Below are 25,651 nucleotides of genomic sequence, written 5' to 3'. Positions count from 1 at the left end.
CTGATAGCTTACCATGAAAAAAATTGTAATCGCCATAGATGGCTACTCCTCGTGCGGGAAAAGTACAACGGCCAAACTGGTGGCTGCCGAACTGGGCTACGCTTACATCGATACCGGGGCTATGTACCGGGCGGTTACACTTTATTTTCTGGAGCATCATGTTAGTCTCACCAATCCCAAGGAAGTGAAGGATGCGCTGGATAAAATTGACATCACATTCCATTACAACCCGAAGGCCAAACGAAACGAAGTATTCCTCAATGGCCTGAATGTGGAGGACGAGATTCGCAAGATGTACATCTCCAACCAGGTGAGCGAAGTGAGTGTGGTGAAGGAGGTGCGCCGTGCCATGGTGGCCCAGCAGCAAAAGATGGGCAAGAAGCGTGGCGTGGTGATGGACGGGCGCGACATTGGTACCGCTGTGTTCCCGGATGCGGAAGTGAAGATTTTCATGACGGCTGATGTAGATACCCGTGCCCGCCGTCGTCAGGATGAGTTGCTGGTTAAGAAACAGTTGGTGAATCTGGATGAGATAAAGGAAAACCTGCAGAAGCGCGATCTGATTGACTCTACAAGAGCTGAGAGCCCGTTGCGCCGCGCCGATGATGCTTTTTTGCTGGATACCTCGCACATGACCATCGACGAACAGGTAGAGTTTGTACTCAACAAGGTAACTTCCCGTATCTTCAACGGCGAGTTTGCCTTACAGGAATAGAGGAAAGAAGAGATGAACGTAACGATAGACAAGAATTCCGGTTATTGCTTCGGCGTGGAGTTCGCCATACAGATGGCGGAGGACGAAATGGAGAACTGCGAAGAGCTCTATTGCCTTGGCGATATTGTGCACAACAGCATGGAAGTGAAGCGCCTTTATGAAAAAGGTCTTCGCATCATCGACCGGGAACAACTGAAAGAATTGCGTGACACAAAGGTGCTGATCAGAGCGCACGGCGAGCCGCCGGAGACCTACAGGACAGCCCTTGAAAATAATATTGAATTGATCGATGCTTCCTGCCCGGTGGTGCTCAAACTGCAAAACCGCGTGAAGCACGCCTTCAATGCCGATAAGTCGAAAGACGGCCAGATCGTGATCTATGGTCAGGTAGGCCATGCCGAGGTGATCGGATTAGCGGGCCAGACAGGCGACGAGGCCATTATCGTGACAACGGAAGAGGACCTGGATAAGATCGACTTCTCACGTCCGGTAACGCTTTTCAGCCAGACAACTAAAAGCACCAAAGGCTTTTACCATATCAAGTCGCTGATCGAGGAGCGCATTAAACAAGCCAACCAGGACAGCACCGCTTTTAATGCCAATGACAGCATCTGCCGTCAGGTGTCGAACCGCGAGCCGCAACTGACCAAGTTTGCCGCCGAGCATGATGTGATTGTGTTTGTAAGCGGCAAGAAGAGCTCCAATGGCAAGGCCCTCTACAGCGTGTGCAAGCAGCACAACCCCAACAGCTACTTCGTGGAGAACGAGGAGGAACTGGAGAAGGAATGGTTTGCCAACGCAGCGAGTGTGGGTATATGCGGCGCCACCTCCACCCCCATGTGGCTGATGCAGCAGGTGGCCGACGGCATTAAGAAATTTGATCTTGAAACAGTATAGAGATAACCATATACTGATAAATATTGGCTTTTTAGCTACATTTAGGCTTTGCATTGGCAAGGCCTATTTTTTTATGTACCAGTATACATGAAACGCATCTTACGCTACTTCCTAAACGGGCTCTTGATTGTGGCTCCTTTTACAATCACGGTCTGGATCATTGTGGCCATCATCGATTGGCTCGACAGCATGTTCGATCTGGGCGTACCGGGGCTAGGCATACTGCTGATGGTGGTGCTCCTGACCTTGATCGGCTTCATCAGCTCGTCTTTCTTCGTGAAGCCCTTTATCGTGATCACGGGCCGTTGGTTCAATAAAGTGCCGCTGGTCGGCATCGTCTATTCCAGTATCAAAGACCTGTTCGATGCCTTTGTGGGTGACAATCAGAAATTCAACAAGCCGGTAATGGTGAAGATGTCGGAAGACTCGGACAATCTGAAACTGGGTTTTGTCACGCAAGATGCCTTTGCCTCTGTCAATGTGGAAGACCGCGTGGCAGTATACTTTCCGCACTCCTACAACTTTTCGGGCGAACTCTTCGTGGTACCTAAGCGCAATGTCGTATACCTGGATTTGCCGAGCAGTGACGTGATGAAATTCATTGTGTCGGGTGGGGTGTCGCGGTTGTAAAGGTATAGAGCGCTATACTCAGCGTCTCAGGTAACGAAACCCTCACGAAAAATCTCAAAATTTAAGGGCCTTTCCTGTATCTTATTTGTATGCATGCCGAATAAGTAAGGAGAGATTTCTGATTTAGAATGCCTTATATTATACATAACGGTACAAAGCTGCACTACAGGGTGCTGGGAAAGGGCGCGCAGCCTTTGCTGGCCTTCCATGGTTATGGGCAAAGCAGCGGCTACTACCAGCCAATGGGCCAGGCACTGGGCGGCGACTATACCATTTACGCATTCGACCTGTTCTTTCATGGCCAGAGCACGCTGCACAAAGAGAACATGCCGCTCGATAAGGATTTCCTGCAGGAATTGATCAGTCTTTTTCTGGAGAAAGAGAAGGTCGACCACTTCTCGCTGATGGGCTTCAGTATGGGTGGCAAGTTTGCGCTGACCTTGGTGGAGCGCTTCCCGGAGCGCATCGACGAGCTTTTTCTGATCGCGCCGGATGGTATTAAGACCAGCTTCTGGTACAACATCGCCACCTACCCGGGCTGGCTGCAGCAACTCTTCAAGCGCACCGTGCTCAAACCAGAGCCCTTCTTCCGATTGCTCAACGTGCTCAACCGCTACAACATGATCCACAAAAGCCTCGTGCGCTTCGCCCGATTCCAGATGGACAGCACCGAGAAGCGCCTGCGGGTATACCGCAGCTGGATCGGATTCCGGGAGCTCAACTTCGATATCCGCGAGATCGTGCGATTGCTCAACCACAAGCAGGTACCGGTTACGATGTTCCTCGGCGAGTTTGACCAGATCATTTCGCCCAAGCGGGTGAGTGTATTCGTAAAGGCGCTGCACAAAGGAGAGTTGGTGGTACTCAAAGCCGGGCACTCAAACCTGATACAGGATGTCGCGGAGTTGTTGCACCAGAAAAAGATAGGGGTTGGGCCGCCCTCAAAAATTTAACACGCTATTCCTTTACCCCGATGCTTCGTACGTTAAGCAGAATGCTTAAATTGGCCTTTGATGAAAGAGGAGAACCTAAAAAAGCTCAAACCAGAGAAAAAAATCATTGGCCGGCGCGAGATGGTGGCCTTTCCGGAGTTGGATATCGACGAAATCGAAGCCAAGATCGATACCGGTGCTTATACCTCCGCCATTCACTGTTCGGATATTCACGAGGAAACCCTCGCCGACGGAACTAAAGTAATCTCGCTGGACTTATTAGACCCATCGCACCCGCAGTACAATCACAAAAAACTGACTTTTGCTGACTATAGTCTGCGGGATATCCGTAACTCGTTTGGCGATGTGCAGGAGCGGTATGTGATCAAAACACGTATCAAAGTGTTCGACGAACTGATCGAGGCCGAGTTCTCGCTCTCGGACCGCAGCGACATGAAATATCCGGTGCTGATTGGACGCAAACTGCTCAAGGGTCGGTTTATCGTGGACGTTTCCCGCAAAAACGTCTCACTCAAATTCAACAACAAACAAAAGAAGAATAAATAGTTTTTATGAAGATAGCGATTCTCTCTCGCAACCCGAAGTTATACTCTACCCGTCGGCTGGTGGAGGCGGCGCAGCAGCGCGGACACGAAGCCGTGGTGCTTGACCACCTGCGCTGCGACCTCGTGATCGAGCAGGGCGACCCACACATCCTCTACAAGGGAGAGCGCCTCACCGACATCGACGCCGTTATTCCGCGCATCGGGGCCTCGGTTACTTTCTACGGCACGGCCGTGGTGCGCCAGTTTGAGATGATGAAAGTAAAGAGTGCTGTGGACTCCCAGAGCATCGTACGCTCCCGCGACAAACTGCGCAGCAGCCAGATCCTTTCCCGCGCTGGGCTGGGCATGCCCAAGACTGCCTTCACCAACTACTCCAAAGAAACCTCCATGCTCGTGAAAGAAGTGGGCGGTGCACCCTTAGTGATAAAGCTTTTGGAAGGTACACAAGGGCTTGGCGTGGTATTGGCCGAAACCAAAAAGGCGGCTGAATCGGTGATTGAGGCCTTTCATAACCTGAAGGCCCGCATCATCGTGCAGGAATTCATTGCTGAGGCGGCTGGCGCTGACATCCGTGCCTTTGTGGTGAACGGCGAAGTAGTAGGGGCCATGAAGCGACAGGGCAAGGAGGGCGAGTTCCGCTCCAACCTGCACCGTGGTGGCAATGCCAGTCTCATCAAACTCAGCCGCCAGGAGAAGGCCGCTGCCTTGTTGGCTGCCAAGTCACTGGGACTGGGTATAGCCGGCGTGGACATGCTGCAGTCCAAGCGCGGGCCGCTTATTTTGGAGGTGAACTCATCGCCGGGTTTACAAGGTATAGAGAAGGCGACGAACAAAGACATCGCCGCGAAAATAATAGAGTACGTGGAAGGCCTGGTGCAGAAAAAGGCCGCCAAGAGAGTGAAAGAATAGCATGCCCGAAACCATTAAGATCAACGGTGTCAGCATAGACCGTGGAGAGAAGGTGCTCACCCGCCTCGTTATCTCCAAACTACCCAGCGGCACCGTCATCGACATACCTGTTTATGTGTTCCGCTCTGTGCACGATGGGCCGGTGCTCCTGCTCATGGCCGGCATGCACGGCGACGAGGTGAACGGCACGGAAATCATCCGCCGCATGATCACCAAAAAGATGCTGTACCCGCTCAAGGGGACCATCATTGCGGTGCCTATCCTGAACATCTACGGCTTCCTGAATTTTTCGCGTGACGTGCCCGATGGCAAAGACGTGAACCGGAGCTTTCCGGGTAATAAGGAGGGGTCACTGGCAAGTCGTGTGGCACATCGCTTTATGAAAGAGGTGATGCCCTACATCGATTACGGCGTGGACTTCCACACAGGCGGCTCTAGCCGGGGCAACTACCCGCAGATACGCTGCGTGCTGGCTGAACCGAAGAACCAGGAACTGGCAGATGCCTTTGCCGCACCGTTCACGCTGAACGCCTCTTACCGCCAGGGTTCGCTGCGCAAGGAGGCCGCCAAACTCGGCAAGCACATCCTGGTGTATGAAACAGGAGAGTCGCTGCGCTTCGATGAGCGCGGCATTAAACTAGGTATAGAAGGCACCTGTCGCCTGATGCACCACCTAGGTATGGCTACCAGCGCCCCTGTTCCCTCAGAACCGACCACGATCTGTATGAAGGACATTTGGCTGCGTGCTAAAAATGCGGGCCTGTTCCGGAGCCTTGTGCAGGAAGGCGGCTACGTGAAAAAAGGACAGGTAGTGGGCACGATCACAGACCCTTATGGCGAAATGGAAGTACGTTTGAACGCCCCGGCCGCTGGCTATGTGGTAGGCCTCAACAACATGCCCGTGGTCAATCAGGGCGATGCCCTGATGCACATTGCCTTTTAAGGTATAACCGCTTATTGGTTTGACAAAAGAGTTCTTTGACAAAGGACAAAGGACTTTCAGGAATAAACAAAAAGGCCCTGCTATACCTTAGCAGGGCCTTTTTGTTATAGTACTCGCTATACCTTAGAATACGTAGCGCACGTGAAGGGCAGAATCCCAGAAGCCACGGCCATGCGGAATGTTGATGTAAGGCTTGATGTCAGCGCCGATCGTGAACGGAATGTCGCGGATGTAGTACTCAAGACCCAGCACACCGTCAATACCGAAACCTACGATATTGTCATCATAGTATCTGTCGCGTCTGTGCTTGTCGTAGTAGTAATAGTAGCGACCTTCGTAGAAGCCGATGTGGCCACCCAGACCATAGTACCACTGCAGGCCTTTGGCGTTGAAAGCCGGGGCATGCTTTTCGTAGAGCACGGTAACTACAGCACCTCTGTGGCGGAAACCTGTGCTCAGGATGCCTTCAATAGCAGCATCGCTTTTGATGAAGTGCTTTATGGTGAGACCAGAAGCCACGCCGCCTCTAAAGCCTATACCTGTTTTGTACTGCTGTGCATTGGCACCAAAAGCAAGCGTCATTACCAAAGCTAAGGTAAAACCGACGCGAAGAAATGTTTTCATTGTTCTATTGAAAAAGTTATATCTAGCTTGCCAGACAGGTACGTCCAGCTGGCAGGCTGCAAAAATAGAACTTCTTCTGTTCCAAAAAACTAATATCTGCTTTTTTCGCAAACTTTTAGCTCGACTGCTTGTATGATTGCAGGTAAGCCGTCTTGGAGGTACGTCGCCCAATTAATTTGAAAAACGTGATAAACTTCTCTTTGTCAAGCTCCAGCGCCCTGGCGAAAGCATCTTCCTCATCCGAATCCTGGTAATCCTTAACATAATGTTCTCTTACCAATCCAGCCTCTGTCAGTTCAGCAGCGGCCTCTATCTCCACCAGTCCTGTTTTCTCCCAGAGCCTGCGCCACCAGTCTATGGTGTGAATAAAGTACCAATAGTTCTGATAATCATCTTGTAGGAATTCAGGCACTTCGTGATGGCTTTCGATCTCTTTGGTGAAGCATACATCTACGATGGCAATGTGTCCTTCGGGTTTGATGAAACGGGCAATGTAGGGCAGGTACTTTTCGTCGGTGCCGAAATAGGTATAGGAGTCCACCACGATCACGGCATCAAAATACTCCTCTGGGAAGGGGAGGGAGCGGGCCTCCAACTCGAGCGGGAACACCTTGTCTTCGCAGCCCTCGCTTAGAATGCGCTCATAATTGTCGCTGGCCGACACGGCCTCGTCCACCGCCCAAACGGTGACTCCAAACTCTTTTGCCAGAAAGATAGAGCTGATGGCTTTGCCACAGCCCAGATCGAGCACACGCATGCCGGGTTTCAGATCCAGGGACTTGGTGAGGCTCTCGAGGTTAAAGAGCACGTTTTCGCCCATAGAGTGCTTGCGCACCCATTTCGGGTCGTATTGAGAAGCTTTGGGAAAGGCGCGGCGCAGGCTCTTGTTTGGCATAGGTATAGCAGGTATAGATGCCTTGCAACTTACGCGTCAGGTATAGCGAGGGTTAGCTGCCTAGTCGCGCTATTTCGTCGGACAGGTATATTTTGTCGCCCCTGTGGTCCTGCGCAGCAACGCGCAGCATGGCGCTGGCCACGGTCTGTGCCTGAATGGGCCGGTACTTGCGCAGCGGCCCGAACATGATTTTGGAAAGCGGCTTCATGATTCTGGCGCCGATCTCCTCGCCGGTGCGATGCTCGTCGCGCTCGCCTAGCAAAAGTGCCGGCCTGAAAATGTGCAGCGAAGTATAACCCAGTGCCCGTACATCCCGTTCCATCTCACCCTTCACACGGTTGTAGAAAATGCGGGAGCCCGTATCAGCACCCATCGACGAAACCACCAGAAACTGACTGGCATTTCGGCGCAGCGTGATCTCGGCCAACTGCGTGACATAGGTATGGTCTACTTTGTAGAAAGCCTCTTTGGTACCGGCTTTTTTGATGGTGGTGCCCAGGCAACAGAACACATCGTCGGCAGCCAGTTCGGAGGCGCTTTTCTGTAGGTGTTCAAAGTCGACAATCTGCTGGTCGAGCTTGGGATGAATAATGGCGAGTTCGCGGCGGCCAATGGAGATTACCTGGCTGTAGCGGTCGCTTTGGAGTAGCATACGCAGCAAATGACTGCCTACCAGGCCACTGGCGCCGGCAATCAGTGCGGTTCGGGTTCGGTGCATGTAGGATTACGTTTCGCTGAATTACGAATGCCCGCTGCATAGGTTAAAAATAGCAGTGTGCTTTCCGGTAAATAATCCTGTTGCGGGTTTTTTTTGTTTTTGGGATCAGTTATTTAATTCCACTAAGGTATTGCCAAGAAGTGGCCTATTCGTCGCCTTTCAGCCGGATATGGTCCGTGTCGATCTCGATCTTGCCCTGCTTGTAAAGTCCTCCGATGGCTTTTTTAAACACCTTCTTGCTCATGCCCAGCATGCGGTATACCTCATCCGGACTGCTTTTGTCAGACAGAGGCAGGTAGCCTTTGGCCTTCTCTAAAACCTGCATGATTTTATCTGTTGCCTCGTTGGATTCGCTCAGGCCGGTGGTGCCCGGTTTGCGGAGCGTTACATCTATTTTGTTGTCCGGACGGATGGTCTTGATGTAGCCGCGAAATTTGTCGCCCATGTAGAGCTCCTTGAACACCTCGTTTTTGTAGAGCATGCCCATGAAGCGGTTGTTGATGATTACTTTGATGCCGATCTCGGTGAAGCCCGCCACCAGCAAACCCACTTCCTCATTCTCGGTCAGTTCAGTAGGCGCCTCTTCGTTGTGCAGGTACTTGCCCAGTTTGGTCGTGCCTACAATGCGGTCAGAAGTATCGTCGAGGTATACATACACGCAGTACTTCCGTCCGGGGCGCATTTTGTCTTTCTGGTTGTGCAGCGGCACAAGCAGGTCTTTCTCCAAGCCCCAGTCCAGAAAAGCGCCGAAGTCGGTGCTGTCTTTGCAGGTAAGGCAGGCAAACTCGCGCACGGTGGCGTAGGGTGTCAGGTTGGTGGCAATCACGCGGTCTTCGGAGTCGCGGTACACAAACACGCGCACCTTGTCGCCTACCTTGGCCCCTTCCGGAATGTACTTGCGCGGTAACAGAATGTCGCCGTCTTCAGAGGTCAGGTATACGCCGAAGTCCACTTCACGCGCTATCTCCAGTTCGTTGTAATTGCCAAGGTCTACCATGGTGCTGTTGTGCTAAGTATAGAATGCTGCAAATATAGCGAAACCATTTCAGGTATAGCCCTCCGGTTCCGGTCGTTCCTCTTATACCTGCATACCGGGCCAAAAGGATGCAACAGGTACAGCGGAATTGTCTTTAAACCGCCAGATATCCTCAGTATAAAAAAACGAGGCCGCCCGGTGGACTGCCTCGTCTGTAAGGTATAGCGGTCTGGCTTTACGCCTTCGCCTTTCTGGTGGTTTTTGCTTTTCCCTTCTGGCCTCTGGCTTGCTGGCCGTCTTCCTCCATAATGTCATCCGGCTTTGCGATCAGGCCGATCGATAGGCCATCCTCGCCCAGGAAGTGCTCGATGTGGTGGCAACGGTCCTCAGTTTTGAGTAGGATGCCTTCCAGCAAAGCCTTGGTTGCGAAATCTTCCTGCTCAAATGCTTTCTTGATGGATTTGCGCAGTTCTACGGCTATCGTTTTCTCGTCTTTCATGTCTTTTTTGAGCATCTCCCGGATGCGGAACACGCCCTCTTCTTCGTGCTCGATGTACGAAAGCTCCAGTTGCCTTGCCGGGTGGCAGGTAGGGCAGTAGCCCATCACGGTGAGGCGCTCGGCAATGGCGTCGTACTGTTCGTGTATCTGGGTGTAGTGCTCCTCAAAGAACAGGTGCAGGTCGCGGAACTGCGGTCCCTCCACCATCCAGTGGTGCTTGTGGTACTGGTTATACAGGGTGATGAATGACGACAGATGGCGGTCCAGTTCGTTGGCCATGGCCGTTGCCGTAGTCTTCGACAGCCCCACCGGGTTGCCTTCATATTCTGATTTTTCTCTAAGCTTTTCCATGTTCAGGGTTTTGAATTACTCTACCAGTGTACCCCGATCGGCTTAAAAGGATTCAGAAATTTTACCTGAACTCGGCTATACCGGGTTGCGAGAAGCGGAAGTCCTCGAAGTCGTAGTACGAGCGCGATGACTCGTAAATGCGCAGGTTGTTGAAGTTCTCGTTATGGGGCGTTTTCGGGTAGTAGCCCAACAGAATCTGGATGGTGCTGAACGAGAGGTACTCGTTCCGGAAGCGTATACCTACCCCAAAGCCCTGGAAGGGAGTCGTTTTGAAAGGCGAGCTTTTGTTGCCGTAGGAGAGCCAGGCCAGGTCCGCGAAGGCAAGCGTGGCCAGTCGGAAACCGAACAACGAGAAAGGAGTGTACAGGTTGGCTTCGTAGTTGATCACCACCCGGCGGTTGCCGCGCAGCAAACCGGAGCGGAAGCCCCGCAGCCCGTCCTCGTTGTTGATCGAGAGCAGTTCCTCCGGGTTGCGGTTGATGCCAATGGTGCTGCGCCCCAGGATGAAGTGCCGGAGTTTCCAGTTGCCATTTTCGTACAGCCTGGTGAAGTAAAGTGTCTCCAGTTCCAGCATACCCTGCTCCCAGGTGCCGCCCCTTATGAACGAGCCATACCCGGCACGGCCATAGAGGTAGCCAAAGTCCTTGTTGTAGCGGGCAAAGGACAGGTCCAGGCCAAAGTAGCGCCGATCGAACAGGTCGCCCCGCTCGTAGCCGTACGACACAGTGGCCAGCGTACCGGCCGGAATGTCTTCCGTACGCCCGAAGCCATAGAGGTAGCGGTCTTTGTAATAGCGGCGTACGCTGTAACCCAAACTGGCAATACCCAGCACGTTGTCCTGAAAGTTCTCGGTGGGTTTGGTATAAAAGTTTGTGTTGATTACCCGCACTGCAGTTATCAGGCGGCCCCGGGGCTCATAGCCCAGGTTGTAGCTCTTGAACTTGAACGAGCGACCCAGCCAGAAATCCTGCCGGTGGTAGCCCACATCCGCGAATCGTTGAGCGGTGTCCTCGGGCACGGGCGGCAGCAGCAGCCGTTCGTCTATTTTACTGGCCCCCACAGCACCGGCATAGCGCGTGTTGGTGGCAAAGAAATCGCGGCGCAGGTAGGCGCTGCTCTCCTTGTAGTAGTTCTGATCGAAGTAGTTGATGTCGGCCGTGATGTAAGTGTTACCGATGTTCTCTACGGTATAGCCAGCGGTGGTTTCCCAGGAGCGGGGCGCATCCATGTTGAAGCGGTACGAGCCGCGTACCTGGTGGCCAAAGCCCAGAAAGTTGAGCTCGCGCAGGGCAACCCTGCCCGCGCCGGAAGAGGGACTGTAAGATCCGGATCCGCCCAGGCTGAAGATATCTTTGGTGATAACAAGCACATCCACGCTGTCTTCGGTGGTGGTGCGCTCATCTACAATAATGCGGGCGTCGAGCAGGTAATCTGTTTGGCGCAACAGACGCTCCGACTCAACCAGCGCCAGCGGCTCCAAGGTTTCCATGCTCCTGAAAAGCAGTTTGTTGCGCACCAGGTGCCGCCGTGTTTTGACATGCAGCGAGTTGCCCGCCTTCTCCAGAAAGCTACGCGGCACTCGGGTGGAGTCGTGGATGGAGTAGCCCAGGGCGTCCAGAGTCATGATGTTGATGCGGCGCACCACTTTGTAGTTGTGCCGCTCATACTCGCGTTGAATCAACTCTGCATCCAGCCCCAGCACCTCCTCATCGCGCCGGTCAAAAACCAGGATCGCTTTGAGCAGCTTGCCCATAATGGTCTTGCGCTGTGAGAGCTCCCGCAGGTTGTTCATCACCCGGAGGTCAAACTTTTGCCTGATAGTGTCTGTTTGAGCTGCAGCGCTGTCCTTGCGGGTGGGTATTTCCTGCGCGAGCGCATTGCCGGCCAGTAGCCATGCCCCCAGCAGGCAAGCTAGCATACAGCTTAAAATAGGCGAACGTGGGAATGCCATGCAGGTATAGGGCGCTTACGGTTTGTTATACGTGTTTGTACGGTACAACCTCCTAATATACTCTTTTCGATTTTGTGTGGAAAATTTAAGGCCAAAATCCTGAAAACAGCTTGTGCTAACTATTTTAGTAATACCTGAATGTGGATAGCGTGTTGATAACTATTATTGCTAAAATTTTTGGGTATTGTGCGAAGAGTTTTGTAATTTTATAACCGTCAAGCAGATAGAAATAGCGAAGATGAACGATAAGATAATAGGTAAACTAAAAATATTAGCAGATGCAGCCAAATACGATGTTTCCTGTTCGTCTAGTGGCGGTAAGCGCAAAAACGAAAACAAGGGGCTGGGCAATGCAGAAGGCATGGGTATTTGCCACAGTTACACCGAAGACGGGCGTTGCGTATCGCTGCTGAAAATTCTGCTGACCAATTTCTGCATCTACGACTGCGCCTACTGCGTGACGCGCAAAAGCAACGACGTGCAGCGGGCCGCCTTTACGGTACAGGAGGTAGTTGACCTGACGATCAATTTCTATCGTCGCAATTACATCGAGGGCTTGTTCCTGAGCTCAGGCATTTTTAAAGATGCCGACTATACCATGGAGCGACTGGTGCGGGTGGCCAGGAAGCTGCGGCAGGAAGAGAAGTTCAACGGTTACATTCACCTCAAGACTATACCGGGGGCGAGCGAGGAACTGATCAAGGAAGCTGGTTTGTATGCCGACCGCCTGAGCGTGAACATTGAGCTGCCTTCGGAGCAAAGCTTGCAAAGCCTGGCGCCGGAGAAAAACTACGCCGAGATTCTGATGCCCATGGATTCGATCAAGAACCAGCTGGTGCAGGCTAAAGAAGAAGTGAAGCTTTTTAAGGCCGCACCCAAATTTGCACCAGCCGGACAAAGTACGCAGCTGATCGTGGGGGCTACCTCCGAGAGCGACCGCCAGATATTGCAGCTGTCGGACCAGCTTTATAAAGGGTATAGCCTGAAGCGGGTATACTATTCGGGTTATGTGCCGGTGAGCACCGACAGCCGGTTATCGATTATTACGGAGCCGCCGATCATTCGGGAAAACCGCATTTACCAGGCCGACTGGCTGATGCGCTTCTACGGTTTTGACGTAAAGGAGATATTGGACGAGGCAAACCCGAACCTGGACCTGGACATCGATCCGAAGCTGGGCTGGGCATTGCGCAACCGGCATTTCTTTCCATTGGAGATCAACACCGCCGACTACGAGATGATCCTGCGTGTGCCAGGTATAGGCGTGAAGTCGGCAAAGAAAATTGTGTCGGCCCGCCGGTTTGCACCGCTGCATTTCGACCACCTGCGTCAGATGGGCGTGGTGCTGAAGCGGGCCAAGTATTTTATCACCTGCCAGACCAAAAGCCTGCAGCGACAGGACTTTGACTCGGAGCAACTGCGCCGCCGCATTCTGTTTGGCGAGGGCTCTGTGCGAAGTGCCTTGCTAACGCAGCAGCTGGATTTGTTTCGGAAGGTAGGGTAAACATAAAACAGTGAGATGGAAGAGGGGAGAGAAGCGCATACCACAGACTTGTGTAATCAAAAAGATCATACTTCATTTCAAACCATTCAAAAAACGATGAGAAATTCTACTAAAGTTGCCCGTGTTTCCTGCTGCTGCAAACTCAATATGCTGGTGCCGCACCTGCAGAGCCTTTCTTCCAGAATGCAAACTGACAGCAAGCGCGAAAAAGGCCGTGTGAATTATAACGCGAAGCAGTAATCGCTGCATCTGTGCCCATGTTCCACTATACCTACGACGGTTCGTTCGAGGGGCTGCTGACTGTGGTGTTCGAGGCTTATGAGCGCAAAGCCTGGCCTACTACCATCGAGCCTGAGCATTTGGCGCAGCCCTCCATGTTTGGTGAAACCGTGCAGGTGACAACAGACGAAGAAAAAGCCAACAGGGTATGGCAGGGCCTCAAGAAGCGGCTTTCTGCCTCGGCGCTCGAATCGTTGTACTATACCTACCTGTGGGAGCAAAGCGGGTTTGAGCGGCTGATCTTTGACTATGCCCGTTTGGTATTCGACTCGCCTGAGAGCGTGGAGGGAAACTATACGGCACCGTTTATTCTGCAGGTGCAGCAGATCCACAAGCAGGTGCACCGCGAGAAGCACCGCATGGAAGCTTTTGTGCGCTTCCAGAAAACGGCCGATGGCCTGTACTACGCCAGCATTGCGCCTGACTTTAATGTACTGCCTCTGATCGTGCGCCATTTCGAGAAACGCTATGCCGACCAACGTTGGGCCATTTATGATTCCTCGCGCCGCTATGGTGCTTACTACGATCTGCAACACACGGCCTTTGTGCAGTTAGAGAATCCTGCCCTATCTCCAAAGCAGCAGGGTAGGCTCCAAACCGACCAATTCGACGAAAACGAAACGCGCTACCAAATGCTGTGGCAGGTATACTTCGACCATGTGAATATACCGGAGCGCAAAAATCCCAAGTTGCACTTGCGGCATATCCCAAAACGCTACTGGAAATACCTCTCCGAAAAGCAGCCGCGGCTACTGTAAAAAAACATGGGCGTAAAGCATTGTTTATCAGGCTTATTTCATAACAAAGGCTGCACTTTAGCGTACTTTCCTGCATTTTTCCACAACACAGGACAACCCGGAAGCCGTTTTGGGAGTATACGTGTATATAGATATTTTATGAAACCTATTCAGTTGGAGCCCAATGCACAGCGTGTTGGGTGTAGTCGGCTGGCCTTCATGATCTAAAAAAGCACAATGAATACACGCGTACGAAAAAAACTCATTCAAGTAGCCCGCGGTCGCGCTCACCTGATGTCATTTCAAAACCTGATATTGGAAGCCGAACTGGGCCTCAACCTCGAAAACACTTACGAGAAGTCACAACTCAACGAAGTAATCGACGAAATTTCTGAAGCAGAGCATGCAGCGGGTCGCCCGTTGCTGAGTTCTTTGGTCCGTATCAAAGGCCGCCAGAACCAAGGCGATAGCTTCTTCAAGCTCTGCGAACGCCTCGGCTACGGCGACTGGAAGAGTCTGAAGCGCGATCAGGAGTTTCTGGAAAAGCAGCGCGAGACCTGCCGTGAGTTCTGGCAAGACAGCAAGAATTTTTCATCCTTCCTGTAATACTGTGCAAAGAAGCGGGCCCGCCCTCACTCCCTGGACCCGTTTCTTTGCCGATTTCACTCTTAGCATACTTAACTGGTAGCAGGGCTATGATTTATTTCATAGCCCTGCTTTTTTTTACCTAAAAAGCTGGGTATAGACGACTTTGGGTGAAAGGGCCTGTAGCTGACTGATGATTAAACAGCACATCGCAGTATGTCACGACGATGACATCTGGCAATTATGCTACTGTTAGTGCTTTGAATAATGCTATTGAGATGAAACGCTGTTCTTGTTTAGGTATGGGCAGTAAACAAGGGCATTATAAGTTTAATTTGAAACGGCTGCTTGTTGAAATTCAAGACAAAATTTTGATTTAGAGTTGATAATATAGAATAATATTATTTGTTTTATATATCGGTCTGTTGAACTGCTTTATAAATGATAGTACCTCCTTTATGAAGTCTTTAGACAAACTGCAACTTCATAACATATCATACAATTAAATTTCAACAGCCTATGAGAATTCAAACTTCTACTCTATTCTTTTCCTTTGTTTTGTTAGTTAGCGCAGGGCTCTCGCCACTGTTTGCTCAGGATCTGCCGGCCAAGTTCGGCAAAGTGGATGATGAAACGCTCAAAATGCGCATGTACGACCAGGACACCAGTGCCGCCGCTGTCGTGCTATCCGACTATGGTTATTCTTACTTTACTTACAACAAGGGGTTTAAAGTTATTTTTGAACGACACACGCGCATCAAGGTGCTGAAGAAGTCGGGCTACGACGCGGCTAACATATCAGTGCCTTATTACCAGCGTAATTCCAAGAAAGAAAGCGTCTACAATATCAAGGGTTTTACCTACAACCTCGATGGAGGCAAGGTAGCCAAAGATAAGCTGGAGTCGAAGGCGGTATTTGACGAACAGACAAACGAAAACTGGTTCGTCAAAAAGTTTACGATGCCGAACGTGAAGGAAGGTTCTGTGATCGAGTACTCCTATACCATCACCTCTGACTTCTTATACAACCTGCGCGAGTGGGAGTTTCAGAGCACTATCCCCGTAGCGTATAGTGAGTACAATGTGCGTATTCCGGAATACTTTCACTACAAGCAGGAGCAGCAGGGCTATTTGCGATTCGACGAGTCTACCAAGACCAGATCCAAGGATAATTTTACTATTACCTGGTCTTCGGAGTTAACCCCAGGTGTGGGGGGCGGCCGCACACCGGCTGGCTCCACGCAAGTAGAAGCAAGCAGCGACATCTATCGTTGGGTCATTAAGAATGCGCCTGCCCTTCGCCCCGAAAAGTACATTACCACACTGCGCGACTACCAGTCTAAGATCGATTTTGAACTGCAGATGGTGAAATATCCCAACGCGCTTCCGCAGGTTATGACAGGGAACTGGGACGATGTGACAAGGGACTTGCTGATGGCCGAGAAGTTCGGCAGCCAACTCAACAGAAAAGGCTTCTTTAAGACGGAGGTAGCCGCCATTACAGCCAAGCAAAGCAATCCTGAGCAGCAGATGATCGCCATCCACAACCTGGTGAAAAGCAGCGTGAAGTGGAACAACAAATACGGTATCTACACCTCTGGCCCAATTCGGAAAGCGTTTGAAAACCGAAGCGGAAGCGCAGCCGATATCAACCTGATGCTCACGGCCATGCTGCAGGACGCCGGCTTGGATGCAGGACCTGTGCTGGTCAGCACCCGTGAGCATGGTCGTGTACCGCAGGGTTCCCCAATGCTCAACAAGTTCAACTATGTGATTGCACACGTGAAGCTTGGCGACAAAGAGTATCTGCTGGATGCCACAGACCCGCTGCTGCCGGCAGGTATGCTGCCTGTGCGCAGCTTAAACGGGCAGGGGCGCCTGATCAAGAAAGACGATCAGCGCTGGGTAGAGCTTGTGCCCACTGGCAAACTCACCAAGTTCTTTAATGGGGAACTCACTATTAACCCGAACGGAGCTTTATCAGGTACAGTGTCGGAGTCGAGTGGAGGGTACGATGCCCTGAGCATTCGCCGGTCCATACTAGAGGATGGCAAAGCAAAATATGCCGAAAAACTGAGCAAGGAGATCGGTAACTACAAAGTTGAGAAGCCGGAGTTCCACAACGTGGACGATCTGGATAAGGCTTTGAACATCAACTATAGCCTGACAGCAAGCGGCAACAACCAGCCCGTCGATGTGATCTACCTGAACCCGATGCTGGGCAATGGCGAAAAGGAAAATCCTTTCAAATTGGAGGAGCGGCTCTACCCGGTAGATATTGCCGTGCCTATCGACTATACCCATGTCATCAAGTTTGTGATACCGGAGGGTTATGAGGTAGAGGAGGCGCCCAAAGGAGCCATTGTTTCCCTGCCTGAAAATGGAGGCAAGTTTATGTACATTGTGCAGCGGGAAGGAAACGTGCTGCAGATCATGAGCAAAATTAACATGCTCAAACCCGTGTACTTTGCCCCTGAGTACTCTTACCTGAAAGAATTCTACAGCCAGATCGTAGCCAAGCACGCCGAGCAGGTTGTGCTGAAGAAGGTATCGACCAACTAAGTATTTTGCAGCAAAAACTAGGGTGAGTGTATACATGGCGCAAGCTGGTGTTCGCGCTCACCCTTATTTCTACTTTTTTCATGAAAGCAAAGCAAACATATATTCTGCTTCCAATTCTTTGTCTGTCGGTACTGCAGGTCTTTTCACAGTCCGGCCCTTACAAGTATGGGAAAGTGCAGGAGGAAGAACTCCAGATGAGGACCTACGACAAAGACACCAGCGCGGCAGCCGTCATCCTGTCTGATTTTGCCGTGTCGCATTTTCGGCTTAACGGTGACGTGAAGCTTGTCACAGAGCGTCGCACCCGTATCAAGATCCTGAAAAAGACGGGCTATACCTGGGCAAACGTGGAGGTGCCCATGTATCAGAACGGCAGCAGCAAAGAGACCATCACGGGCATCAAAGGTTATACCTACAACCTGCAGGATGGCAAGATTATTAAAGATAAACTGGAGCTGGGTGCTGTATTCGAAGAGCGGCAGTCGGAGTATCGGCAGACCAAGAAATTCACGATGCCAAATGTGAAGGAAGGCTCGGTGATCGAGTATAGCTATACTGTTAATTCAGACTTTATTTACAACCTGCGCGACTGGGAGTTTCAGAGTACCATCCCTACCGTGTGGAGCGAATACAGGGTGAAGATTCCGCAATACTTCGACTACAAAACCCTACAGCACGGTTACCACAAGATCTACGAGCCCAGAGATAACTACGATATGAACCGGGACGGGTACCGTTGGGTGATGGTAGACCTGCCGGCGCTGCGTCCGGAGCGCTACATCACCACCCTGACAGATTACCAGGCCCGCATAGAGTTTGAGCTTCAGATGCTGCATGTGCCCGGAGAGGAGTCGAAGGTGATGACGGGTGAGTGGGGCGAGGTGATAAAGGACCTGCTGCGACAAGAGCGCTTTGGTAGCCAGCTTAACCGCAAGGGCTTTTTCAAAGGGGATATTGCCGCCATCACAGAACGATTCACTGCGCCTGAGCAGAAGATGAAGGCGATCTATGAAATGGTGCAGCAGCAAATGAAGTGGAACGGGAAGTATGGCATTTACACGACCGGTACGCTGCGCAAAGCCTTCGACAACAGAACGGGCAGCGCCGCCGAGGTGAACCTCCTGCTCACGGCCATGCTGCAGGAAGCCGGACTGGACGCAGCGCCTGTGCTGGTGAGCACGCGGGAGCATGGCAAGGTATACAAAGGCACACCCATGCTCAACAAGTTTAACTACGTGGTTGCACATGTTAACCTGAATGGCAAGTCGGTTCTGTTGGATGCCACGGATCCGCTGCTGCCGGCAGGCATGCTGCCCATGCGCAGCCTCAATGGAGAGGGACGCCTGATCAAGGCCGGAACGGACCAATGGATCGCACTGAAGCCATCGGACAAATACCAACGGGTGTACACAGGTAACCTCACCATAAATGAGAGCGGACAAATCGAAGGCGACGCGACCGAGGTTAGCAGTGGCTACAGAGCCCTATACCTGCGCAAGGAAGTGAAAGAGGAAGGCGAGTCCGGCTACACAGAGAAACTGAACAAGGAGGTCGGGATTTATAAGTTCAGCAATCCCGTGTTCAAAAATCTGAAAGAACCGGAGAGCCCACTCGAGCTCAATTACAAAATATTGGCCTCAGGAGGCGGACAGGCCCAGGAGATGATTTATCTCAACCCAATGCTGGGGCAGGGAGAGAGCGAGAACCCCTTTAAGCTGGAGCAGCGGGCCTACCCGGTAGACTTTGCCTTCCCGATCAGCGAGACCTTTATCTGTCGCTTTACCATACCGGACAACTACGAGCTGGACGACGCACCGCAAAACGTGAAGGTAAGTCTGCCGAACCAGAGCGGAAGCTTTATGTACATGGTAGAGAAACAGGGCAATGTGGTGGAGGTACTCAGTAAAATTGATATTACGAAGCCCGTTTACTATGCAGCCGAGTACCCGCAACTAAAGGAGCTGTATGCGCGCATTGTAGCCAAGCACGCCGAGCAGATCGTGCTAAAGAGAAAATAACTCCAGGAGGCTTTCATAACGATCATTATGATAAAGAATATATACACACTGCTGCTTATAGCACTTTGGGCAGTGGCAACACCGGTATCGGCTTCAACACCAGACCTGCTGAAAGGCGCCAATGCCATCGTTAATCAGGAGGAAAAGGTATTTACGGTGCACTCCCTGAGCAAAGGCACTACCCATGTCAAACGGGTGGTTACGATCTACAACGAACACGGGAACGACCATGCCAAGCTCTATGTGCATCATGACAAGCTGAACAAGGTCGATTTCATAAAAGGGACCAGCTTTGACAGGAACGGCAAGAAGATCAAGAATTTGAAGAACAGCGAGATCCGGAACGTTAGCGCCTCAAGTGCTGACAACGAAGTGCTGGACAACCGCATCATGATCGCTGAGTTGACTCACCAGGTATATCCCTACAAGGTAGAGTTTGAGTACCAGACCACGAGCAGCAACATGCTCTTTTACCCGACCTGGATACCGCTCAGCAATAGTAAAACCTCTGTTGCCAAAGCCACTTTTCAGGTGATAATGCCGAAGGGAATGACGTTACGCTACCGCGAAAGCAACCTGAAAGAGAAAGTTCATCAGTGGTCTACCGCTACGCATGATCTGTATAGCTGGGAAGTCAGCAACCTGACCCCGGTAGAAAGCGAGCCGTATGCGCCCCACATGCTGGAGTTGCTGCCGATGGTACGCACTGCTCCCTCCGATTTCGAAGTGCAAGGCTACAAAGGCAATATGGACACCTGGGAAGCCTACGGGAAGTGGATCAACCAGCTTAATGAAGGGCGCGATGTTTTGCCGGAAGCCACAAAAGCCAAACTGCAGGCCATGGTGGCCGGAATCGATGACCCGGTAGAGAAGATCAAGAAGGTATACCAGTACCTGCAATCGAACACGCGCTATGTCTCTATTCAGCTGGGCCTGGGCGGCTGGCAGCCTTTCGAGGCCAGCTTCGTCGACTCCAAAGGCTACGGCGACTGCAAGGCGCTCACCAACTACACCAAGGCCATGCTGCAGGCGGTGGGTATTCCTTCTATCTATGCCCTCGTGAATGGGGGATCAAATGAACGCGGTGTGCTGACCGATTTTCCGAGCAGCCAGTTCAACCACGTGATACTGAGCGTGCCGATGAAACAGGATACGCTTTGGCTGGAATGTACGAGTCAGTTTGAGTCAGCGGGCTTCTCGGGCAGCTTCACTGGCGACCGTCACGCGCTGCTTATAACACCCACGGGCGGTAAGCTGGTAAAAACCCAGGAGTATACGGCCAAGGATAACCTGCAGAGCCGACTGGCCACTGTGAAGCTGGATGAAAGCGGAAATGCCGTAGCGCAGGTACAGACAAGGTATACCGGCATAGCGCATGAAGATCACCGGGATGTCATTCACAACCTGTCGCCGGAAGAGCAGCGCAAGTGGCTATACCGCACCATCAGCATCCCGGCCTTCGACCTGAAAAGTTACGCTTTCGATCTGAAAAAGGGACGCATGCCGGAAGTAAACGAGAAACTGGAGCTCAGCCTGCGACAGCTTGCTACGGTGAGTGGCAAGCGCATGTTCCTGACGCCTAATTTGATGAACCGATGGACCACCGTTCCTCAAAACACGGGAAACCGCAAGTACGAGGTCGTGCGCTCGAGCGCCTATATTAACGTGGACACGATCGTCTATGAGATGCCGGCCGGTTTCGCGCTGGAGTTTAAGCCTAACGACCTTTCCTTCAGCACAGCGTTTGGAAGCTTTGAATCAAAAGTAACCATAGACGGACGCCAGGTTACCTACATCAGGACGCTGCAGATGGACAAAGGCCGCTATAAGCCTGAGGTATACGCTGCCATGGTGGCGTTTATGAACGAAGTGTACAAAGCAGATCAGCAGCAGGTGGTGTTTGTGAAGAGCATCCAGTAAATAGCTCAGGTATAACTGATAACAGCCCCGCGGAATTTTTTTTTCGTGGGGCTGCGTCTTTTTGGGCATCCCGTCGTCATCAGGGTGTAAATCAAAGATCACCTTAAAAAGACAAAGCCATGAAAAGATTTCACGTCAACGTCCGTGTAAAGAGCCTGCACGAATCACTGGCCTTCTATACTGCGCTTTTCGGCGCTAAACCCACGGTTGTAAAAGAAGACTATGCCAAGTGGATGTTGGAAGACCCGCGCATCAATTTCGCTATTTCGCTGCACCCCGAGAACGCAGGTATAGAGCACCTGGGCATACAGGCCGAAAGCGAAGAAGAACTTGCGGAGGTATACGGCCGCCTGAAACGGGCAAAGGGTGCCATACGGGAAGAAGGTAAATGCACTTGCTGCTACGCTAAGTCAGAGAAATCGTGGATAACCGACCCGCAGGGTGTGGATTGGGAGGCTTTCTTTACCTTCGGAGACTCTACAGTGTATGGCGAAGGTATAAATGCCCGCCCTGCTGCCAAAAACCAAGAAGCTGCCATTTAGTACAACGTAAAACGATGACACCAGTTCGGGGCAGGTATAGCGTATACCTGTCCCGAACCGTCCATTTTAAGTAGCTGCCGGCAGTAAAGTTGAATTTGTCTATCCTGTTTTTTTCTTCGTAAATTGAGGTGTATCCCTTTGCACGCTACCTATACCACCATTGCGTTATGGAAAATAAAATCTGCCCTACCTGCTCGGACGCACACGTTACCGCCCCGGCAGAAAACTGCGCTGCCGTTGCGCCTGTGTTTCTGGAGTACGAGGCCAAACTACGCGGTTTTGTGCAGAAGCGGGTGCGCGACAGAGACGAGGCCAATGACCTGCTGCAGCAGCTCTACTTGAAGCTTTACAAAAGCTGCGAACAGCTGCAGGAGGTGAAGAACCTGAATGCCTGGCTCTATCAAATTGCCCGTAACGCGGTGTATGATTACTACCGGGAGCAAGGCCGCAGCGTACCACTTGAGCATGAAGGCGATCTCGGGAATGCAGCTGAGCTGGAAACTACCCAACCTGCCCCCGAAAGTCTGGTGCTGCCTCTGATCAGCATGCTCCCACAACACTATGCCGAGCCATTGCGCCTAAGCGAAATAGAAGGTATTAGCCAGAAAGAGATTGCCGAACGCTTGGGAATATCCTACTCCGGAGCCAAATCGCGGGTGCAGCGCGGACGGGAGAAGCTGAAAGAGCTTTTTGTAGAGTGCTGCCATCTGGAGCTCGACCGGGACGGGGCCTTGGTGAGTGCTGCTGCGAAAGAAAGTTGCCAGCCACTACAGGCACAGCTGAAAACTCCCGGGAATTAAAACCTATACCTCGTCTGAACCCGAATATCTGATCTTCTGGGCCCTTCAATCGTTTCCAAACCTGACCCGATGGTGCGCTGGTTGCGGTAATGTGTCAGCGCATATTTCACCCACACATCCAGGCGGCGCATCGGCCGGAACTGTATAAGCGCATACATACGAGTGCCTCTGCCACTGAAAGCAGGTATAGAAAAGGCATACAACACATCCCGCTCAAAAGCATACTGGCGGGTTTCGTAGTCGTCGGTGTCGAAGATGGCGTAGCGGGTGCTCAGGCGGACTTTGCTGAAGTTGAAATTGATGTCCTGGGAAATGAAATAGCCTGCGGTTTGGGGCGACTCCAGCTCAAACGTGCTAAACTGTACCCGGGAGCGGAGATTGACAACGGGCGTTGGCGTGAATTCATAGTATAGGAGGTAGCTTTTCCGGTTGGCCTGCCCCACGTAATCGATGCTGGTGAGGTTATTGGCCACGTTGCGGCCTTTGCTTTCGGCGCGGAACTGCGCGTAGAGCGAGCTTTGGCGGGTCGGGCGGAAAAGGAGGCGTAACAAGTACTCATCCCCCTGAGAAGGAGCATCCACCCGGTAGCGCAACCACGGAAAGCGGAAGCGGTCGTAATAGGCCGTAAGTTCCCACTTGGCAAATGGCTTGATCTTAATGCCCGTGTATAAACCCTGTTCGTTGATGTTGCGCGTACCCTCGCCAAAGGCATTGCCATAAAAAGTATGGAAGTCGCGGGCGTAGTAGCGATAAAGCATTGCTAACTCCACTTTGTTAGAGAGGTTGGCGGTCAGGCCGTTCACCGTGCCCATGCTGCCGCTTTTGGAGAAGGCCGTCTCACCGAACAGGTATACGTTCTGCCAGGTATAGGCGTAATTAGCACCGATGTTGTAGTTGACTGTTCCTCCGAACTCGAAGCGCTGGTAAGGCTGCCCTGCCTTCTGGATCGGTGAGCTGTAAGAAGTAGCCATGGCTGTTATACCTGCCAGCAGGGTGCGGTTGCGGCTCTGGTAGGTCGCATTGCCGCCGATGATCTGCTCGCGCACCCGCTTCCGGTTAGCCAGCTCGGTGGGCGTGCGGTGGAAACCGGTGGTCTGTATACCTGTGAAAAAATCATCGAAGCTATCGAGCGTGTCGAGTTGCGTTTGCAGGTTGGCGTCCACCCGTTTGCTCGAGTAAAAACCCGTTACATCCACACGGCCCAAGGTATAGGTTGCCGCTGCGCCGCGGTAAAAAGCATGCTCCAGCACGGAGCTGTAAGGGCGTATCCCTACATTCGGCCGGCTGACAGTCGTTATCGTTTCGCTGCCCTTGCCCACTGTGTAGCCCGACGAAAGCAACAGCCCCTGCCCGAACTGCAATTGATAATCGCCCAACGCAATCGTCTTAAATTTTCCTTTATTATAGAGCTGCAAATGCGCCGAGTAAAAATCAAAGCCGTAGCGGCGGGTGCCGGGGTCCCAGGTGAACTGCTCCCCGGCGTCTTTCTCGGCGGTGAAGCCCAGGCTGTAATCGCGGGTATGGCTGACACGGTAGCGCATCAGCACTTTGTCAGGAGAGCCGAGGTAACGCGTGGTCGAGCGGCTGGTGGTGTCGATGGTGGTATAGCCGCGGCGCTGCTGCAGGGTGCGCTCGTAACGCAAGAGCAGGGCGTTATTGTCTTCGCCCACGATGCGCTGCAACAGCGGGCGCTGGTCAGCATTCAACCCCGCGTCTTCCACCCGCACAAAGTACACGAGTTTATAAATCGTAATCAGGTCGAAATCAGGTATAGCCTGCAGTTCGTAGATGCTCAGCAAAGGCCCGTTCTCGCGGATGTGCCGAAAGAAGGAAGCGATCTGCGGACGCGACAGGATGTAGAGCGAGGCTAGTTCTTCGGGTGTGGTCCGGTTGAGGTCGATGGGGCGCTGGAAATACTGAAAAAGTGTTTCGTAGAAATCCTCGTAAGGCACGTTCTCATCTTCCTGCTGCGCAAAGAGCTCCTGCACAAACAGATCAAAATCGAAGGTCTGGCGTGGGTAATCCTGCGCCTGCAGCGGCAGCCAGGTGCAAAGGACCAGGAGGAACGTGGCTATACCTGGCTTCATGGCTGCTCGCCATGGTCGTAAACGATGCACTTTATACCTGAATCCTATTGCTATACCCTGCTCCATTGGCTTTTATTTTTGGAAGGTATAGGAGAGCGACAAATGGTGGCTTTGGCCTAGTAAGGTCGTGGAGCCAAAAGCATAGTCGGCGAGAAGATGACGTGCCTTAAACCCAAGCCCAAAAGTAGCCCGGTTAGTCAGCGAACTGAAACCCGTGCGAAGTGCCATTTTTTCCTGCAAAAGCTGGTACTCTATACCTGCCTTGAAGTTGGCAGGATAGTCGATGTGCTTTTCGGTTTCGGCAAGTAAGAGAAGTTTCTGGTAAGGGCGGTAGCCTAGGCCAGCTTTCATAATGGTCGGCAGCCGCTCGTCATCAAATTCAGCCAGCTTCGCCTGATTGATGTTGTAGGCATAGGCACCGAAATAAAGCCCCGGCACTACTTCCGCCTGTCCGCCTACCGAAAGCGCCACGGCCTTGCGACTGCCATAGCCTTCGGCCGCGACCTGCCACAGATCCACTTTGCCACCCAGGCTAAACTGCCCCAACTTGTGCCCCATGCCAATGCCCACGTGCTGCTGACTGAAAAGCTCATCGCCGAAGCGGCTCAAGCTTAGTCCGTAGTTGCCATACCTGCTGGTCGGGAGAACGGCCTGCAGCGCGACTGTAGTAAAAGCCCTAATGCCAAACTGGTTCTCGACATAGGCACCAACCTGCGCCTGCTGCAGACTGCCTATACCTGCCACGTTGTTGTTGAGTGCCCAGAGGTCAGGCAGCGTAACGGAGGCATTGCCCAAGGCAGCGGCCCGAGCACCGACGGGCACATCGGCCTGCGCCTGAGCAAGGCCAGGCAGAAAAAGGAAAAGCAGGAAAATAAGTTTGTTTCGTAGAAGTAGCGCTATCCCATGCGAAGTCGTTTTATAGCTAAAGTGCTATGTACGAGGGTGTAGTAGGAGGGTTGGTCGGAATCAGGATTTTTAGGATCTTCCAAGAGGGTAGGAGTGATAATGTCA

24 protein-coding genes are annotated in these 25,651 nt (G+C 52.1%); 16 read left to right on the top strand and 8 right to left on the bottom strand.

What is annotated here, in order from left to right; genetic code table 11:
• The first annotated feature begins 13 nt into the window (after nt 1-13).
• The 7 genes from cmk to BD749_RS16110 all read left to right on the top strand — a co-directional run bounded on the left by cmk (nt 14) and on the right by BD749_RS16110 (nt 5,592).
• A complete protein-coding gene (gene cmk / locus BD749_RS16140) occupies nt 14-715 on the top strand; it encodes a (d)CMP kinase (protein WP_101446246.1) in 702 nt (233 codons plus the stop codon).
• Between the two features lie 12 nt (nt 716-727).
• Nucleotides 728-1,612: a 4-hydroxy-3-methylbut-2-enyl diphosphate reductase gene (locus BD749_RS16135; RefSeq protein WP_101446244.1), complete on the top strand. Its 885-nt coding sequence runs from the start codon at nt 728-730 to the stop codon at nt 1,610-1,612.
• Nucleotides 1,613-1,699: 87 nt separating this feature from the next.
• Nucleotides 1,700-2,242, top strand: a complete 543-nt coding sequence (locus BD749_RS16130) for a DUF502 domain-containing protein (protein ID WP_101446704.1) — start codon at nt 1,700-1,702, stop codon at nt 2,240-2,242.
• A gap of 128 nt (nt 2,243-2,370) precedes the next feature.
• A complete protein-coding gene (locus BD749_RS16125) occupies nt 2,371-3,195 on the top strand; it encodes an alpha/beta fold hydrolase (protein ID WP_101446242.1) in 825 nt (274 codons plus the stop codon).
• Between the two features lie 60 nt (nt 3,196-3,255).
• Nucleotides 3,256-3,741 carry an ATP-dependent zinc protease family protein gene (locus tag BD749_RS16120; RefSeq protein WP_101446240.1) on the top strand — a complete coding sequence of 162 codons (486 nt, stop codon included), beginning with the start codon at nt 3,256-3,258 and terminating at the stop codon, nt 3,739-3,741.
• Between the two features lie 5 nt (nt 3,742-3,746).
• Nucleotides 3,747-4,649 carry a 30S ribosomal protein S6--L-glutamate ligase gene (gene rimK, locus BD749_RS16115; protein ID WP_076671840.1) on the top strand — a complete coding sequence of 301 codons (903 nt, stop codon included), beginning with the start codon at nt 3,747-3,749 and terminating at the stop codon, nt 4,647-4,649.
• Between the two features lies 1 nt (nt 4,650).
• On the top strand, nt 4,651-5,592 hold the full coding sequence (locus tag BD749_RS16110) for a succinylglutamate desuccinylase/aspartoacylase family protein (RefSeq protein WP_101446238.1): 942 nt from the start codon (nt 4,651-4,653) through the stop codon (nt 5,590-5,592).
• A gap of 123 nt (nt 5,593-5,715) precedes the next feature.
• On the opposite strand, the gene BD749_RS16105 is transcribed toward BD749_RS16110, so the two are convergent.
• From BD749_RS16105 to BD749_RS16080, 6 genes are all read right to left on the bottom strand, one after another.
• Complete coding sequence (locus BD749_RS16105) at nt 5,716-6,216, bottom strand: hypothetical protein (protein ID WP_101446236.1); 501 nt, start codon at nt 6,214-6,216, stop codon at nt 5,716-5,718.
• A gap of 115 nt (nt 6,217-6,331) precedes the next feature.
• Nucleotides 6,332-7,111 (bottom strand): SAM-dependent methyltransferase, encoded by a 780-nt coding sequence (locus BD749_RS16100; RefSeq protein ID WP_101446234.1) that lies wholly within the window; start codon nt 7,109-7,111, stop codon nt 6,332-6,334.
• A gap of 52 nt (nt 7,112-7,163) precedes the next feature.
• Entirely contained in the window at nt 7,164-7,829 is a 666-nt protein-coding gene (locus BD749_RS16095) for an oxidoreductase (RefSeq protein ID WP_101446232.1), read from the bottom strand.
• A gap of 145 nt (nt 7,830-7,974) precedes the next feature.
• Nucleotides 7,975-8,826, bottom strand: a complete 852-nt coding sequence (locus tag BD749_RS16090) for a CvfB family protein (RefSeq protein ID WP_101446230.1) — start codon at nt 8,824-8,826, stop codon at nt 7,975-7,977.
• A 214-nt stretch (nt 8,827-9,040) separates the two neighbouring features.
• Nucleotides 9,041-9,655, bottom strand: coding sequence for a Dps family protein (locus tag BD749_RS16085; RefSeq protein WP_101446228.1), 615 nt, complete (start codon nt 9,653-9,655; stop codon nt 9,041-9,043).
• A 61-nt stretch (nt 9,656-9,716) separates the two neighbouring features.
• Nucleotides 9,717-11,573: a BamA/TamA family outer membrane protein gene (locus BD749_RS16080; RefSeq protein WP_245869333.1), complete on the bottom strand. Its 1,857-nt coding sequence runs from the start codon at nt 11,571-11,573 to the stop codon at nt 9,717-9,719.
• 271 nt (nt 11,574-11,844) lie between these two features.
• Here BD749_RS16080 and BD749_RS16075 point away from each other — a divergent pair, with 271 nt between their 5' ends.
• From BD749_RS16075 to sigZ, 9 genes are all read left to right on the top strand, one after another.
• Nucleotides 11,845-13,110: a putative DNA modification/repair radical SAM protein gene (locus tag BD749_RS16075; protein ID WP_101446226.1), complete on the top strand. Its 1,266-nt coding sequence runs from the start codon at nt 11,845-11,847 to the stop codon at nt 13,108-13,110.
• A gap of 96 nt (nt 13,111-13,206) precedes the next feature.
• The gene (locus BD749_RS19480) at nt 13,207-13,350 is read left to right on the top strand and encodes a hypothetical protein (RefSeq protein WP_180336430.1); all 144 of its coding nucleotides are present in this window, start codon (nt 13,207-13,209) and stop codon (nt 13,348-13,350) included.
• A gap of 17 nt (nt 13,351-13,367) precedes the next feature.
• A complete protein-coding gene (locus tag BD749_RS16070; protein WP_101446224.1) occupies nt 13,368-14,147 on the top strand; it encodes a TIGR03915 family putative DNA repair protein in 780 nt (259 codons plus the stop codon).
• A 216-nt stretch (nt 14,148-14,363) separates the two neighbouring features.
• Nucleotides 14,364-14,732: a hypothetical protein gene (locus tag BD749_RS16065; protein ID WP_245869330.1), complete on the top strand. Its 369-nt coding sequence runs from the start codon at nt 14,364-14,366 to the stop codon at nt 14,730-14,732.
• Nucleotides 14,733-15,230: 498 nt separating this feature from the next.
• Entirely contained in the window at nt 15,231-17,273 is a 2,043-nt protein-coding gene (locus BD749_RS16060; RefSeq protein ID WP_101446222.1) for a DUF3857 domain-containing protein, read from the top strand.
• 26 nt (nt 17,274-17,299) lie between these two features.
• The gene (locus BD749_RS16055; protein WP_101446220.1) at nt 17,300-19,291 is read left to right on the top strand and encodes a DUF3857 domain-containing protein; all 1,992 of its coding nucleotides are present in this window, start codon (nt 17,300-17,302) and stop codon (nt 19,289-19,291) included.
• Between the two features lie 27 nt (nt 19,292-19,318).
• Nucleotides 19,319-21,211, top strand: a complete 1,893-nt coding sequence (locus BD749_RS16050; RefSeq protein ID WP_101446218.1) for a DUF3857 domain-containing protein — start codon at nt 19,319-19,321, stop codon at nt 21,209-21,211.
• A 119-nt stretch (nt 21,212-21,330) separates the two neighbouring features.
• Nucleotides 21,331-21,753: an ArsI/CadI family heavy metal resistance metalloenzyme gene (locus BD749_RS16045; RefSeq protein WP_101446215.1), complete on the top strand. Its 423-nt coding sequence runs from the start codon at nt 21,331-21,333 to the stop codon at nt 21,751-21,753.
• Between the two features lie 167 nt (nt 21,754-21,920).
• Complete coding sequence (gene sigZ, locus BD749_RS16040; RefSeq protein ID WP_101446213.1) at nt 21,921-22,553, top strand: RNA polymerase sigma factor SigZ; 633 nt, start codon at nt 21,921-21,923, stop codon at nt 22,551-22,553.
• Here the strand turns inward: sigZ and BD749_RS16035 are convergent.
• The gene (locus tag BD749_RS16035) at nt 22,550-24,706 is read right to left on the bottom strand and encodes a helix-hairpin-helix domain-containing protein (RefSeq protein ID WP_245869327.1); all 2,157 of its coding nucleotides are present in this window, start codon (nt 24,704-24,706) and stop codon (nt 22,550-22,552) included. The genes sigZ and BD749_RS16035 overlap by 4 nt on opposite strands.
• A gap of 6 nt (nt 24,707-24,712) precedes the next feature.
• The gene (locus BD749_RS16030; protein WP_143741275.1) at nt 24,713-25,462 is read right to left on the bottom strand and encodes a PorV/PorQ family protein; all 750 of its coding nucleotides are present in this window, start codon (nt 25,460-25,462) and stop codon (nt 24,713-24,715) included.
• Nucleotides 25,463-25,651 lie beyond the last annotated feature (189 nt).

The organism is Pontibacter ramchanderi (assembly GCF_002846395.1).
In the GTDB taxonomy this organism is placed as follows: Bacteria; Bacteroidota; Bacteroidia; order Cytophagales; family Hymenobacteraceae; genus Pontibacter; species Pontibacter ramchanderi.
Note: the sequence above shows the minus strand (reverse complement) of the source record. Positions and strands in the feature narration are given on the sequence as shown.